The sequence below is a fragment of the Prochlorococcus sp. MIT2309 genome, assembly GCF_059772305.1.
Map to the genome: position 1 here is coordinate 1,593,741 of NZ_CM186282.1, position 14,601 is coordinate 1,608,341.

18 protein-coding genes and 1 tRNA gene are annotated in these 14,601 nt (G+C 33.7%); 9 read left to right on the forward strand and 10 right to left on the reverse strand.

Annotation, left to right across the window (positions count from 1 at the left end; translation table 11 throughout):
• Positions 1–2 precede the first annotated feature (2 nt).
• Positions 3–1,493, forward strand: coding sequence for a cryptochrome/photolyase family protein (locus tag AC6EJA_RS08695; RefSeq protein WP_498502266.1), 1,491 nt, complete (start codon positions 3–5; stop codon positions 1,491–1,493).
• Between the two features lie 174 nt (positions 1,494–1,667).
• On the forward strand, positions 1,668–2,126 hold the full coding sequence (locus AC6EJA_RS08700) for a peroxiredoxin (RefSeq protein ID WP_498502267.1): 459 nt from the start codon (positions 1,668–1,670) through the stop codon (positions 2,124–2,126).
• A gap of 41 nt (positions 2,127–2,167) precedes the next feature.
• Here the strand turns inward: AC6EJA_RS08700 and AC6EJA_RS08705 are convergent, their stop codons facing one another.
• On the reverse strand, positions 2,168–3,670 hold the full coding sequence (locus AC6EJA_RS08705; protein WP_498502268.1) for an FAD-binding domain-containing protein: 1,503 nt from the start codon (positions 3,668–3,670) through the stop codon (positions 2,168–2,170).
• A 586-nt stretch (positions 3,671–4,256) separates the two neighbouring features.
• Here AC6EJA_RS08705 and AC6EJA_RS08710 point away from each other — a divergent pair.
• The 3 genes from AC6EJA_RS08710 (at position 4,257) to AC6EJA_RS08720 (ending at position 6,745) form a co-directional block, all read left to right on the forward strand.
• Positions 4,257–4,970 (forward strand): GAF domain-containing protein, encoded by a 714-nt coding sequence (locus AC6EJA_RS08710; RefSeq protein ID WP_498502269.1) that lies wholly within the window; start codon positions 4,257–4,259, stop codon positions 4,968–4,970.
• Positions 4,971–5,095: 125 nt separating this feature from the next.
• The gene (locus AC6EJA_RS08715) at positions 5,096–5,368 is read left to right on the forward strand and encodes a small RNA NsiR4-regulated ssr1528 family protein (protein ID WP_498502270.1); all 273 of its coding nucleotides are present in this window, start codon (positions 5,096–5,098) and stop codon (positions 5,366–5,368) included.
• Positions 5,369–5,668: 300 nt separating this feature from the next.
• Positions 5,669–6,745: a chlorophyll a/b binding light-harvesting protein gene (locus tag AC6EJA_RS08720; protein WP_498502271.1), complete on the forward strand. Its 1,077-nt coding sequence runs from the start codon at positions 5,669–5,671 to the stop codon at positions 6,743–6,745.
• 71 nt (positions 6,746–6,816) lie between these two features.
• On the opposite strand, the gene AC6EJA_RS08725 is transcribed toward AC6EJA_RS08720, so the two are convergent.
• Positions 6,817–7,002 carry a Nif11-like leader peptide family natural product precursor gene (locus AC6EJA_RS08725; protein ID WP_498502272.1) on the reverse strand — a complete coding sequence of 62 codons (186 nt, stop codon included), beginning with the start codon at positions 7,000–7,002 and terminating at the stop codon, positions 6,817–6,819.
• Positions 7,003–7,077: 75 nt separating this feature from the next.
• Here AC6EJA_RS08725 and AC6EJA_RS08730 point away from each other — a divergent pair, with 75 nt between their 5' ends.
• Together AC6EJA_RS08730 and AC6EJA_RS08735 are read left to right on the forward strand one after the other, a co-directional pair.
• Complete coding sequence (locus AC6EJA_RS08730) at positions 7,078–7,308, forward strand: DUF8635 family protein (RefSeq protein ID WP_498502273.1); 231 nt, start codon at positions 7,078–7,080, stop codon at positions 7,306–7,308.
• Between the two features lie 536 nt (positions 7,309–7,844).
• Complete coding sequence (locus tag AC6EJA_RS08735) at positions 7,845–8,138, forward strand: hypothetical protein (protein WP_498502274.1); 294 nt, start codon at positions 7,845–7,847, stop codon at positions 8,136–8,138.
• 25 nt (positions 8,139–8,163) lie between these two features.
• Here the strand turns inward: AC6EJA_RS08735 and AC6EJA_RS08740 are convergent, their stop codons facing one another.
• The 5 genes from AC6EJA_RS08740 to murD all read right to left on the reverse strand — a co-directional run bounded on the left by AC6EJA_RS08740 (position 8,164) and on the right by murD (position 11,072).
• Positions 8,164–8,289, reverse strand: coding sequence for a hypothetical protein (locus AC6EJA_RS08740; protein ID WP_498502275.1), 126 nt, complete (start codon positions 8,287–8,289; stop codon positions 8,164–8,166).
• 161 nt (positions 8,290–8,450) lie between these two features.
• Positions 8,451–8,681, reverse strand: a complete 231-nt coding sequence (locus AC6EJA_RS08745) for a hypothetical protein (protein WP_498502276.1) — start codon at positions 8,679–8,681, stop codon at positions 8,451–8,453.
• A 60-nt stretch (positions 8,682–8,741) separates the two neighbouring features.
• Positions 8,742–9,146 (reverse strand): hypothetical protein, encoded by a 405-nt coding sequence (locus tag AC6EJA_RS08750; protein ID WP_498502277.1) that lies wholly within the window; start codon positions 9,144–9,146, stop codon positions 8,742–8,744.
• Positions 9,147–9,284: 138 nt separating this feature from the next.
• Positions 9,285–9,593: an MATH domain-containing protein gene (locus AC6EJA_RS08755; protein ID WP_498502278.1), complete on the reverse strand. Its 309-nt coding sequence runs from the start codon at positions 9,591–9,593 to the stop codon at positions 9,285–9,287.
• A 99-nt stretch (positions 9,594–9,692) separates the two neighbouring features.
• Positions 9,693–11,072, reverse strand: coding sequence for a UDP-N-acetylmuramoyl-L-alanine--D-glutamate ligase (murD, locus tag AC6EJA_RS08760; RefSeq protein ID WP_498502279.1), 1,380 nt, complete (start codon positions 11,070–11,072; stop codon positions 9,693–9,695).
• Between the two features lie 130 nt (positions 11,073–11,202).
• Between murD and AC6EJA_RS08765 the strand changes: the two genes are divergently transcribed.
• Positions 11,203–11,349 carry a hypothetical protein gene (locus tag AC6EJA_RS08765; RefSeq protein ID WP_498502280.1) on the forward strand — a complete coding sequence of 49 codons (147 nt, stop codon included), beginning with the start codon at positions 11,203–11,205 and terminating at the stop codon, positions 11,347–11,349.
• A 27-nt stretch (positions 11,350–11,376) separates the two neighbouring features.
• Here AC6EJA_RS08765 and AC6EJA_RS08770 read toward each other — a convergent pair.
• The 3 genes from AC6EJA_RS08770 to AC6EJA_RS08780 form a co-directional block, all read right to left on the reverse strand.
• Positions 11,377–11,448 (reverse strand) — tRNA-Val (locus AC6EJA_RS08770).
• A 74-nt stretch (positions 11,449–11,522) separates the two neighbouring features.
• Entirely contained in the window at positions 11,523–12,302 is a 780-nt protein-coding gene (locus AC6EJA_RS08775) for a photosystem II electron transport protein, Sll1252 family (RefSeq protein WP_498502281.1), read from the reverse strand.
• 31 nt (positions 12,303–12,333) lie between these two features.
• Positions 12,334–12,906: a hypothetical protein gene (locus AC6EJA_RS08780; protein ID WP_498502282.1), complete on the reverse strand. Its 573-nt coding sequence runs from the start codon at positions 12,904–12,906 to the stop codon at positions 12,334–12,336.
• Positions 12,907–13,009: 103 nt separating this feature from the next.
• Here AC6EJA_RS08780 and serA point away from each other — a divergent pair, with 103 nt between their 5' ends.
• The gene (gene serA / locus AC6EJA_RS08785) at positions 13,010–14,596 is read left to right on the forward strand and encodes a phosphoglycerate dehydrogenase (protein ID WP_498502283.1); all 1,587 of its coding nucleotides are present in this window, start codon (positions 13,010–13,012) and stop codon (positions 14,594–14,596) included.
• The last annotated feature ends 5 nt before the right edge of the window (positions 14,597–14,601 follow it).

The window sequence follows — 14,601 nt, forward strand, 5'->3', positions numbered from 1 at the left end:
TAATGAAAACAATATCTATAATCTTTCCTAATCAACTATTTAAAGAAAATCCAGCTATTAAAGATGGTGTGGATATTGCATTGTTAGAAGATAGTTTATTTTTTGGACTCGATAAAGATTGGCCTAACAAGATTCATCAAAATAAGTTACTTTTTCATAAAGCGTCCATGCTCGCTTACGCAGATAAATGTAGGTTACGTGGCCATAAAGTTCATTATTTTAAACACATAAGACACTCTAAGACAAATGAATCTTTGATCGAACTTTATAATGAAGGATACAGAGTATTTAATATAGTTGAATTAAATGATTACGTTTTAGAAAAAAGAATAAAAGGCTTTGTTGAGGCTAAAAATTGTAAATTAAATATCTTTAAAAATCCTTGTTTTTTAACTTCTGAAAATCTTAAAAATCAAGTAATTAACACATCAAAAAAACCTTTGATGAATAATTTCTATAAAAAGCAGCGAAAGGAACACTCAATATTAATTGACAACAATTCAAATCCACTTGGAGGGAAGTGGAGTTTTGATAAAGATAATAGAAAAAAATTACCTAAAAATGTGATTTTTCCTACGATTCCAGAGGCTAAACACTCAAAATATGTTGATATTTCTAGGCAATCTATTGGCAATGATTACAATGATTTTCTTGGTTCAAATGATTTTTTCAATTTTCCAGTAACACATGAAGATTCTGTTACTTGGCTTGATTCTTTTTTAGAGCATAAATTTCATTGTTTTGGCGATTATGAAGATGCAATTCATTCAAAAAATAATACTCTTTGGCATAGTATTTTATCCCCTTTATTAAATAGCGGTCTCCTAACCCCAGATTATATAATAAGTAGATCAATTGAGTATGCTTTTGAAAATCAAGTTCCTCTAAATTCACTTGAAGGTTTTATTAGGCAAATAATTGGTTGGAGAGAATTTATCTTAATGATGTATTTGAAATATGGATCTATAATGAGAACCTCGAATTTCTGGTCTTTTGAGGAAAAGGAAATTCCATCATCATTCTATGAAGGCTCTACTGGGATTTTGCCAGTTGATGATGCTATTAAAAATGCCTTAAAGTTAGGATATTGTCATCACATTGAACGTTTAATGATTGTGGGTAACTTTATGTTGCTTTGTCGATTTCATCCCAATAATGTTTATAAGTGGTTTATGGAATTATTTATTGATGCTTATGATTGGGTTATGGTTCCAAACGTTTATGGAATGAGTCAATTTGCTGATGGTGGCATTTTCACCACAAAACCCTATATATCAAGCTCAAACTATATAAAAAAAATGTCAAATTATGATCTAGGTAATTGGTCTAAAATATGGGACGGTTTATTTTGGTGTTTTATCGATGATTATAAGGATTTTTTTGAATCGCAATATAGGTTGTCGATGATTACTAAAATTCTTGAGAAAATGGATTCTAATAAGTTAATTAAACATAAGAAAAATGCCGAAAAATTCATTATATCTTTAAATTAAAACCTCAATTATTGGTAAATTCAACTTTTTTAGATCAAAAAAATCTATACTAATTTCAGTCATCCTACTGAGGATTTATAAATTTATTCCCATAAGACTTTGTTTCAAATATGTTTTTTGATATATTATTTAAATCGATGATAAATTTATTAATTTCCGCTTCTTTTTATACTCATGACACTGGCTGTTGGAGATCGTATACCTGATTTTTCATTGAGCGATCAATCTGGGAAAATTAGAAGTAACAAGGATGTTGCTGGTAAGCCTTTAGTTATCTTTTTTTATCCTAAGGATGATACCCCTGGTTGCAGAGCAGAGGCATGTGGTTTTAGAGATAAGTATGATTTATTTAAAATTTTCGGTGCAGTAGTCTGGGGAGTCAATAATAATGATCAAATTAGTCACAAGAATTTTGCAGATAAAAATAAATTACCTTTCCCATTATTGTGTGACTTTGATAATTCTCTGAGGATTGCTTTCGGAGTCCCAAAGGTATTGGGCATGTTTGACGGAAGAGTAACTTATATTGTTGACTCGAAGGGGATTATAAGGCATGTATTTAATGATCTACTAAATGGTCCAGCTCATGTGACAGAAGCTTTAAGAATCCTTGATGAGATTAGAATGAATTGAATTAAAAGGTATGTATTTTTAAAAAGTTAAAAAATATGTTATCAACTTATTTGTGAATATAGAATTTTAAAATATGCTTGCTGCTTTTGATGATTAACTATTGGCAACGGATATCCCTTTCGTTCTATCGGTAATATCTCACCAGTTATTAGATCTTTTGGGTTGATATGTTTTAACTCTGGGATCCATTCTTTTATGTAGTTTGCCAAAGGATCAAATTTTGAGGTCTGAGTATGCGGATTGAATATTCTCAGAGGCTTAGGATCCATACCACTACTTGCACTCCATTGCCAACCTCCATTATTAGCAGCAAGATCACCATCAACAAGATTTCTCATGAAAGTTTTTTCTCCTAATTTCCAGTCACAAATTAAATCCTTGACTAAAAATGATGCCACTATCATTCTGCATCGATTGTGCATCCAACCACTAGTATTTAGTTGACGCATTGCTGCGTCGATTATGGGGAAACCAGTTAATCCCTTTTCCCATAGCTTAAATTTATTGGATTCATTCTCCCATGGAAATTTTTTCCACTTTTCCCTGTAAGGTCCGACGGCGAGTTCAGGGAAAGCAAAGAGCGCATGATTATAAAATTCTCTCCATATAAGTTCTTGCTCCCAAGTATTTATACTATTTAATTCATTTTGATCTTGATGACTATTCAAATTATTTCTACATTGACTCATCGATTTGAATAGATCCCTTATTGAAATAGTCCCTAAAGCCAATGCTGCACTTAATAATGATGTACCTTTTATGAAAGGGAAATCTCGATTATTTTTATAATTGTATATGTTGTTTCCTGAATTAATACTTTTATCTTTGAACTTAAGGAGGAATTGATTTAATTGCCTTTTTGCATTTGACTCACCTGGCATGCAAGGACATTTAGATCCATTGTAAAAAGTAAATCCAAAAAACTCAACTGTTGGTATTTTATCTATTACAGAAATATCTTTAGAAATATTAGTAATATTTTGAATATTATCTTCTGTATTAGGTATCACTTTTTTAAGTCTACTTGTATCTTTATAGATAACTTCGGAGATTTCTTTATTATAATTTTTTTTCCATGATTTTGAGAAAGGTGTAAATACCCTATAGTCTGTATTTGTGTTAGATTTTATTGACCCAGGCTGCATCATTAGATGATCCCAATACGTTTTTGTTTTGACATTCTTTCTGTTAAGTATTTCAGTAATTTTTTTATCTTTCGCTATATATTGAGGCTCAACTGACTTGTTCCATACTACTAAATCTGATTTTATTAACTCTACTAACTTTGGCAGCTTATCTTTTGGGTCGCCATTAATTATTAAAAAGTTTCTACCAGAACCTATCCAACTGTTCTTCAATTCCTTAAGACTCTCTAATATAAACCACGCTCGGGATGTCGCCATGATTGATTTTTCAAAAATTTCTGGATCAAAAAAATATACCCCAATTAATTCTTGGGAGAAATTATTGGCTTCCATTAAGCCGATATTATTTTCAAATCTTAGATCTTTTCTGTGCCAGAAAATGCATCTTTTAAAATTCATACTGAACCCTCAGAGTTTTAGCTTTTACTTTCACCTTGAGAGTTATAGCTAAATTTTTAAATGATTGTTTGATGCCCTCTGCGAAAAAAATAAAAGTTTTTTTACTTTTGGAAATCTTTAACATTTTGAAAAATCATTAGACTTATGAATCTTATTTTTTTGCGATATTATATTGAATAACCGTAATAGCAATATGATTAAAGATTGGGTTGATAGATTTTTGATTTTAAATTTAATAGTTATTTTTTTGGGTTTTTTATTATTTCTTTTAGGATTTATATTTAGTCTCAGTGGCAAAATCTTTTTGATAGAAATATTTAAAAAGATATGGTTTCCATTACTTATCCCAGCTCTAAGTACTTTCTTTACGGCAGTATTTATTCAATTTATTTTAAATTTTTTTCAGAGAGAAAACGAATAATTAAAATCTTGCTGCTTTCAAATTTATAAATTCAGGCTGATCATTAATAAAATTAGGCGTTGACTCGATCATTTCCGCAGTAAACAAAACAAAATTTTTTTTTGTAAATGATACTTGAGTTAATTCACATCTTTGGCCAAGCTGTTCATAGCAGAGCTTTTTATTTTGAATATTGGAGCTCCAAAAGCTAAAGATGAAGATGCAAGACTAAAAGCACTTGCTGAGTACAGAATACTTGGGACTCAGCCAGAAGATTGTTACGACGACATAACTACTATTGCCTCACTCACCTGCGGCACACAAATCTCCTTAATGAGTCTTGTTGACGCTGAGAAGCAATGGTTTAAATCAAGTTATGGATTTGAGACTAAAGAGACAAGTCGAGATGTTTCGTTTTGTGCGCATGCAATTCTCAGCCCTTTGCCTTTAATTGTTGAGGATGCATCAATTGACGATAGATTTAAGTACAACCCTCTAGTGGTTGAAGATCCCAAAATCAGGCTTTACGCAGGTTTTCCTCTTCAAACTCCTAACGATCAAAGAATTGGGACACTATGTGTAATTGACAGAAAACCAGGAAGATTATCTGATAAGCAGCACACAATTATGGAGGCTTTGTCCAGGCAGGTTGTAGTATTTTTAGAATTGAGAAAACGCTCTCTTCGTCTCTTAGATGCGCTTAGCCATCTTCACGGTTCAGAGGGGATTATCACAACCTGTTCTTATTGCAGGGAGGTAAGGGATTCAAAAGGTGAGTGGCAGCACCTAGAAAAGTACCTCTCTAAAATTAGTGATATTAGATTTAGTCATGGTATCTGTGATCCTTGCATGGAGAAACATTTCCCAGATATTTTGGAAATTTGGGATAAAGAGGAATGATTTTTTAAAATACACCTCAGATAAACATTTTCTGAATCTTTTTCAAGAATTGAATTGCGAAAAATTTTTTGATAATTTTATATACGTAAAAGGTTCTATTATTTATCACGAATATAAAACTTAAAATGGATTTTAAAGGCCCTGATGCTGTCGATAAAGCGATTAATTCTGGAGTTGACCTTGATGGGTCTATTATCCCTGTGAAAATGTTAGATCTGTATAGAGAGGTGATGGATAAGGAGAATAGTAGAAGTAGGAGTGGCGTTAAAAAATCAATGAGAAATCGAATTGTGCGTAGTGGCTCAAAACATTTTGATCAAAAGACCTTGGATCTAAAATTGAAGGAGGCAGGTTGGGATGGTTTAAAAACAAAAGAAATAGAATTTTTCTATGGCTAAATCACAAAAACAATTGCTCATAGTGGTTTTTTGTTTTTCAAATTGTTGTAATTTTTCAGTTCTATAGGTTTTTTTTATAGTTTAAGTAAGTTGTTTTTTTTGAACCAATAATTAATTTAATCTAAGACATACCAATGGATTCGAACCATTCAGGTCAAAATTCATGTGGGGATTATTAGGATTTCAATCAAGCTACAACGCTCAATTTTTTGCTTGCTCATTAAGGATACTTAAATGTTTGCTTTGCTTGGTCAAAATCGCTGTAACCTTTAAGTCGATTTGCGAGTGAATCTTTAACTTATGCAAACCTATGGAAATCCAGATGTCACCTATGGATGGTGGGCTGGTAATGCTGGTGTAACTAATCGTGCTGGGAAATTTATCGCAGCACATGCAGCTCATACCGGTTTAATTTCTTTCGCTGCTGGAGCAAGCACCATTTGGGAAATGTCGCGTTTTGACCCTTCAATAGCTATGGGTCATCAAAGCTCCATTTTTCTTGCCCATTTGGCTTCTATGGGAATCGGTTTTGACCAGGCCGGAGTTTGGACTGGTGAAAACGTTGTATCCATTGCAGTCGTTCATTTGATTGCCTCAATGGTTTATGCCGGTGGAGCTCTTGCCCATTCGCTGCTATTTGATGGCGATCTGGCGGATGGACCTGTTCCGACAACCAAAAAATTCAAACTTGAATGGAATAACCCTGACAATCAAACTTTCATTCTTGGACATCATTTGCTCTTCTTTGGAGTAGCGAACATTATGTTCGTTGAGTGGGCTAGGACTCATGGAATATATGATCCTGCAATTGGTGCTGTCAGACAAGTTGAGTACAATTTGAATCTCAATGCAATTTGGGGCCATCAACTTGATTTCTTGACGATAGATAGTCTTGAAGACGTAATGGGGGGCCATGCATTTTTGGCTTTCGCTCAAATCTCTGGTGGTGCTCATCACATTGCTACAAAGATGGGTTCAGGATTGCTAGGTGAGTACACAACTTTTAAAGGCTCTAAGGTACTTTCAGCAGAAGGAATCCTTTCTTTCTCACTCGCTGGGATTGGATGGATGGCTATTGTCGCAGCTTTCTGGTGTGCACAAAACACAACAGTTTATCCTGAGGCTTGGTATGGAGAACCTCTTGCACTTAAGTTTGGCATCTCCCCGTATTGGGTAGATACTGGGGATGTTTCTGATTGCACTTCTTTCCTTGGACATACCACAAGAGCCGCATTAACTAATGTGCACTACTACTTTGGATTCTTCTTTATTCAAGGGCATCTGTGGCACGCATTGAGAGCAATAGGCTTCGACTTTAGAAGCGTTACTAGAGCTATCAGTAATCTTGATAATGCAAGAATTACTCTCGAAGGTTAAAAAGTTAGTTTTAGGGTTTGTTTGCCTCCCTTAACAAAAAAGACCTCCTCTAATTGAGGAGGTCTTTTTTGTTATTGGTCCTCTCCCCAACGTGAGTCAATTTTCAAACCCCAACTTTTTGCAAGAGCCACAACTTCCTCATGGGTTGTGCAAGAAATTAATTTCTTTTTAAGTTCATTATTTTGTTTTATCATAAAAAGCATTTTGTTTAGGTTTTCTATTTTTTGTGTGAAAATCTCGAAATCTTTTTTCGCCATCTGTTTCAACCTCAATAAAAGACTCTTGTTAATTTATTTTTGGGTTTATCATACAAAATCATTGATTTTCTTTTAGTGGCTACAAGTAAAAAAGACGAAGCAAAAACTATTCTCCGATTTGTTAGGGAGGAATTAAGATATCTTGATGAGGATTTAAGAAATGATGGCCTTCTGCCTGAAGTGACTTCATTAAGGTCAATTTATGAGCAATTATCGGCTTTACATGATTCCATAGAGGGTAAAACTAAAAAAGTATTTAAACCTGATAATGAAAAGAACAAAAATGCAATAAAAGACCTGGCTTGACTGTATTAAAATTAAATTAGATGAAATGCTTTCATGAATGGTAGAAAACAAAGGCCTCCTTGGTTGAACTGGGCTTATCTCATTATATTTATATACACATCTCTATTCTTATTAAATTCTTGGTCTGGGATGTTAAACGGTCATCCTGTAGGGATGAAATAATATTAGGAATTTAACAAGCATTAGAATACTATTTTAAATAATTATTTTGCGATTCAAAAAATCTGAGTTAATTAGCTATTAATTCAATAACTAATTTAACATGATTTGAAAATAGTATACTCTATTCGAAAAAGAAATACTTGAGGTAATACTAATAATTTTTATTTTATGAAAAAATAAAAATTATTAGTTCTTTTTTTAAGAGCTTATTGAATTAGGTTTAGATTGTATTATTAGATGCCTACCGGGGGTGTTGAAGTCAACGCCAATATAGGCATTTGTTGAATATTTATTTAATTAAAAAAATCATGTATCTTGTTGCTTCAAGTATTTCACAATTCAAGTTCGTATGGATTTGGATACCCACAATTTTATTGTTAATTTCCTTTGTTATTTTTTTATTATTATCAACAAATAAAAATACCATTAAAGCAAGTGATGGAACAGTATTTGCTACTATTGAAGAAAAAGATAAATATGAAATAGCGTTAGGAAAAATTAAGAAATTATTTGATGCCAATAGTCAGAAAACAGAAGAATTAGATGAACAAGGTTTCAGTTTAGACTTTATAAATATACTCCGGGATGAAGGGTTTAAAGATGCAAATAAAATAATGAAGTATAGAAATTATCTAAGTAAACTCGTTAAAATTATTTATTCGGAATAATGCAATTAGTCTTAGGATATTTAATTTATTGAAATTTTCTTCGTTTAAGTAAAGCTGAACTCTCTTTTACAAACTCACGAATTCCCATTAAAGCTAATATTCCAATAGAAATTGATATGAGGATTGGGATAAATGATTCAATTTGAGTCATGGCTTTGTGTTTTCGTTGGTTCAGGGGAGATAAACTTTTATTAGGTTATTTTTATAACCGATAAAAGAATCAGAATCCATTTAATATAGATTTAGGAGCAAATTTTGGTTTTGTCTATGAGATAAATGACTTAAGTAATTATTCTCTCTATTCTATTGAGCTTAATATTCTTCCCAATATTCTTCTATATCATCTTCTATGTCGGGGGGGTCTTCAAGCTCACCCGCTGACTCATTAAGCATCAATAATAAACCTTCAAGATATCTCATTTTTGAGGGGTCTTCTGAATTCTGAAGCAATTTTCTTATTTCATTAGCTACTCCGGGTTTATTCTCTTCAACTTCTCTTGAAAGTTTTTGAAAAATATCTTCAGTAGGACTATTTTCGATCATTTTTTTACTGATGTTTTTAGATTAATAGATTGCATTCAAATATTTTTTATCTAAATAAATTCAGTTGCCAGGATAATTTAGCGTTTGTTTCTCTAGATTTAAATCGGAAAATTTAGTCGCTTCCCAATGTAAATCTCTACATATAAGAAATCTAATGTCCTTTTCTTTTAAAAATTCATCATTAACTAGAGTTTGAAGCTTTTCTATAGAGAAAGTCCCCCAACCCTTTTTATTTTTAAACCACTCGTCCATTTCCCATTCTTGTTCAGAATATATATCTTGATAGCCAAAAGCTGTTTTACAGTCTTCTGACACAGCACAAATATACCAATCACCAATTACACCAAAAAGATGCGAGTAAACCTTCAGATCATCCTTTTGACTTGTGTCAGGTTTTATTGTTGGTATTTCTTTGGCTAATTCTCTTGGCATCAAAGAAAATGAATTTTGGTTTGAGATTGCCAAATGGATTTCGGTTACTAATAAAAAGCCTAGCTCTTGAGAGTGCAAGTTGGATTTTGAAAAACCAAAATTATTTTTCTTGTAAAAAATGATAGGCCTTATCAGGGATGTTGTTTTTAATTACTTTTTTTGACTAAAAATTTAACTATCTTTCTCAGAGGCTTTAAGTGCGTGTAGGGCCATATTTATGTGAACTTCTAATGCTCCTAAAGCCATTATTTCATTACTATCTTTACCTTCGAAAATAGATTTCTTTCTACTGGCTAAGTTGGCGAGAAGCTCCTTACTTATCGAAGACCACTGGTTGGTTAATTTTTGGAAATTTTCTTTTTCAGTGCTGTCATTATTTAGCGAAAGTAGTTCATGAGAAATACCTGATGGAGCTTTTTTTAAGAGTTTGTTTAATGTTCTATGGCTTATGGAAAGTGGGAAAGAATTGGAGTTGTTCACAAATATTCCTCTGCTGCAATTAAATTAACAATTCTTGCCTGCTTTAACTAGCAATGATATGGGTGTAATCACCGCACAGACTTTTTGGGCAATTTATTTTTAGTGAATATTTAATATTGACTTAACAATATTTTTAAATTGATTGCCTCTTTCCTCAAAATCCTTATATTGGTCAAAACTTGAACAAGCAGGCGATAGAATAATGTTACTTGGATTCATTTTTTGGCTTTCATAAAATGCCGAATATGTTGCTTCTTTTAAGTTTGAAAAAATAAATATCTTACCTTGATAGTTGCCTTTAATTAATGTGCTCTCTAATTTTTTAGCGGAAGATCCATAAAGAAATATTGCACAAGAAAATATATTTAGATTATCAATCCAATCCAACGGGTTTCCTTCTTTAGCTAAGCCTCCTGAAATTACAATTGATTTTGTTTTTAAAGATGCAATACCAACTGCAGAAGATTCATAATTTGTTGCTTTACTGTCATTATATATGTTTATAGATTTAAATTTTCCAATTAATTCTAATCTATGGGCAACGCCTGAAAAATCTGAAATTCCATATTTTATTTGATTTGATTCAAGTCCTGCTTTTCTTGCTGCTGCAATAGCTAAAAGAAAATTATTTAAGTTATGTTTTCCTGGTAATTTTAAAACAGAAGAATGGAACAACTTGTGGGAACCCTCATAAATGACTCCTTCTTTATTTATCCAGTAATCAGACCTTTTATTATTAATTTCTTGAAAGTTTGATTTTATCCAAATTCCTGCCCCTAATGATTCTTTCTTTTTAACTAAATATTGGTCATCACCATTATAGATTCTTATATTTGAATGATCTAAAAGAGTTTTTTTGATATTAAAATAGTTTTCTAAGGTTTTGTGCCTATCAAGATGATCGGGTGTGAAAGTAGTCCATATTCCAATATGCGGTGATATTTTCTCGCCAGACTCTATTTGATAGCTACTAAGCTCCATAATTAACCATGAGGGCATAGGCGATAGAGAATCTTTGTATTTAAGTGCAATTTCTGATGCGGCATGACCGTTATTACCTCCAGTCGCAATATTGATCTTATTTTTTTTGAAAATATGATTAAGCATCTCAGTAACCGTCGTTTTCCCATTAGTACCCGTTATGCATATCCAGGGGATGTGATTCATTCGCTCCCAAGAGAGAGATATTTCACTTTTGACCCCAATACCTAGGTGTCTTAATTTTTCAAGAGTTTTGTTTTGCCACGAAATTGCTGGGCTTATGATGACTTCATCAAGTCCCTCAAGAAATGGTTTAAAGCTTTCGATTTTAAGTGGCTTACCTAGTTGGACATTAATTTGATTACTCTCAAGTGACTTTTTGATATTTCTGAAGTGAGCGTTGTCGTTTTCTTCTAGTATTATTATTTTCTTTCCTTCTTTTTTCAAGAGCTTCGCTGCGCCAATTCCAGAACGACCTAATCCCACAATGGCAGTCAATTTATTTGAACCCTTTTCCCTGTTCTGATTCATAGAAAAATTGGAAATTATGTGAAAATTAGACTTTTAGACTGGCAGAAACTCTCTAATGTTGCTTTGATTTAAAGGATATAGGTTTTTATTATTCTCTATGGCTTCATCAGTGCGAGAGAAACAACTGTTAAACAATAATCACATTACTAATAGTTGTTCTTGTCATCATTGTCTTGGCATCAGACGGCAACAAGAAGAGAGTGAGATTAATTGGTTAAAAGAACATCGCTTATTCGACAGATAATAAAAATTTAGATTGATTTTAAAGTTATGGGCGATACTGGAATCGAACCAGTGACTCCTACCGTGTCAAGGTAGTGCTCTACCTCTGAGCTAATCGCCCCAGATTTAATCTCCTTGGATAATCTACACTCATATTTGACTTTAATGAGATTATCAGGCTGCTTGGATCATTGATTAATTTCGAATCAGTTCAATTTTCCATCTTCCTCGTTTAGTTATTTCAAAAGCTACCACTTCCAATATCCCCTTTTCTTCTAATTGAATTTTGTCCCCAATATTTACTGACTTGCTAACCTGTTTGACCTTTTCCCAGTTTAATCTCAGTCTTCCATTTTTAATATGATCAACAATCTTTGCTCTGGATATACCAAAACCTGCAGAAGAAATTGCATCTAACCGTAAGGATGCTTCAACGGATTTGATTTTTTTAGGATTTCTATAGTGGGGAAGATTTAATTTTTCTAACTCCAGTGCTTCAAATCTAATCTCTACATCTTTGAGGTGAGAAGTTAAACCGTTTAATTCTAATGCAACTTTTGGTGTGCAAATTAATTGGGCCCCTCTGTCGCGATTAAGCCAAATATCCCCAATTTCATCTAATTGATAACCCAAATTGATAAAAGTATTTCTGAATTCTTCTTTTGTTACTCTTTCGAAAAGAAAATTTCCTTCAATATTTATTCCCATAAAAGGTAATTCTTTTTCTTTTTCAATAGGCTTCCTACTTAAGCAAATTCTTTGGCGCTCTGCACCTAGATATCCTCCCCAAGCAAAAAAATGAATTCCTTCAAGCTTTTTTATTACTCTCATTGATTCCTCTTTTTTTGGAGCAGAGATAAACTTAGACCAAACTATCTCCCAATTTTTGTAGGCTTTTTCAAATGTTTTAATTATATCTTTTTCCTCTGAGCTTAATTCAGATTTATTAAAAATTTCTTTAACTAGGTCAGTCACAATTAATTGATTTTTTTAAGAGAATAATTCTTTATATTTGATTAAGTCTAATTATTTTTAAGTTATTGGATTTTTTTAGTATTTTCCATGGTAAATCAATTTCTATAGGTGTTTCTGCAAGTAATAACCATTGCCCTTCTTTATTTAGTTTTTGAAGCGCCTTTATGTCATCGCTCGTGTCAGGATTAACACTCGCTGAAGAAACATAGCTACCAATCCACCCTGATCCCATTCCAAGCAGCCCCCCAAAAAGAGGTTCAAAAAAAGGTGATAATCCAAGGTCCTGGAATGTTGTTAAAGCTGTCATTTTAGTGAATGCTATCCCAGCAATGAATCCAAATGGCATTAACCAAAATGCCATGGTTTTCTGTCTTATTTGCCTATCAAGCTTTGGGTTCAGTAATTTTATCTTTTCAATTTCTATTGACTCTGAGGTAATTATATCCTTGATCTCTTCTACTGATTCCTGCTGATTTGTTGCATTTGTTTTTGAGCTTGGTCTTATTAAGTCAATCTTAATGGGTGCTTCGAATGAAACTTGCATTTGTTTTTTTAGTTCGATGGCCTGTTTTGATTCTTCAAAAACAACTACGCAAATTGGCACAATTCCTTTCCCCAATTGTTTGGATTCTGAACCCTAGGCATCATAAAGCTGATAAGCAAGTGCAAGATCACTACAGTTCAGTACGGCAATAGATTCGCCCTCAATGACGAAAGTACTTGTTTCCGATCCGATTGACCAAGTTGGTGTAGAAATACTGAGCCAAGTTGCTCAGGTAGATCAATTGCATGGCTTGGATCCAGATGAGCTCAAGTCAAAGATTAGAGATTATGATGCTCTTATGATTCGCTCAGGTACTCAAGTTACCTCAGCAATAATTCAAAATGCTGACAACCTAAAGATTATTGGTAGAGCTGGTGTTGGCGTAGACAATGTTGATGTACAAGCAGCGACCAAGAAGGGAATATTAGTTGTAAATTCTCCTGGCGGAAATACCATTGCTGCGGCTGAACATGCTTTGGCAATGATGTTGGCAATTTCTAGACATATTCCCAACGCACATTCAAGTGTTTTTTCTGGTAATTGGGAGCGAAAGAAATTTGTTGGCTGTGAACTTTATAAGAAAACCCTTGGGGTTGTTGGACTTGGCAAAATTGGATCACATGTAGCAAAAGTTGCAAATGCAATGGGAATGGAAGTTCTGGCTTTTGACCCATTTGTCTCAGCAGATCGAGCTAAGCAGATGCAAGTTGAGATTGGAAGTCTCGAAGAAGTTTTCAGTCAGTCGGATTATGTCACTCTGCATTTGCCTAGAACTCCTGATACAGAAAATCTGGTGAATACGAAAATGCTTTCGATAATGAAGCCCACTGCAAAATTGATCAATTGTGCAAGAGGCGGAATAATAAATGAATCTGATTTAGCAGAGGCCTTAAAAAAGGGAATAATTTCTGGTGCAGCCTTGGATGTTTATTCCTCTGAACCGTTGAGTTCGGAATCACCCTTAAGAACTGTTGAAAAAGGTCTCATACTCACTCCTCATTTGGGCGCATCTACTCGAGAGGCACAAGAAAATGTTGCCATTGATGTTGCTGAGCAGATTAGAGATGTTCTCACTGGATTGCCAGCGCGTAGCGCTGTAAACATCCCTGGCCTGAATGCAGAGATAATGGATAGTCTCAAGCCCCATCTTGAGTTAGCTGAGACACTGGGCTTGTTTGCAAGCCAATTATGTGGAGGCCAAATTCAGAAAATTGAAGTTCGGCTTCAAGGTGAATTTGCCAAGCATCCCTCTCAGCCCTTAATTATTGCCACACTCAAAGGCATCCTTACAAATGCTCTTGGAAGTAAAATTAACTATGTTAATGCGTCACTTGAGGCTAAAACTCGAGGTATTGAGGTCGTAGAAGTTAGGGAGGAGGCTAATCCAGATTTTTCTGGGGGCGCCTTGCAATTAAGCACCTATGGTGGAAAGGATCATCACACCCTTACTGGAACAGTTTTTGTTGACGGTGATCTTCGAATTACAAATATCGATGACTTCCCCGTAAACCTCTCACCAAGTCGGTACATGCTTTTTACCAAACATAGTGACATGCCAGGAATGATTGGAAAACTTGGGTCCCTTTTAGGTCAGCACAATGTCAATATTGCTTCAATGCAAGTTGGGAGGAGGATTTTAAGAGGTGAAGCTGTGATGATTTTAAGTATTGATGATCCGATACCCTCCGAATTATTGGTATCAATTCTTGACTTTGAAGGAATTAACCAAGCCAAGCTAGTTAATTTGTAGTAATC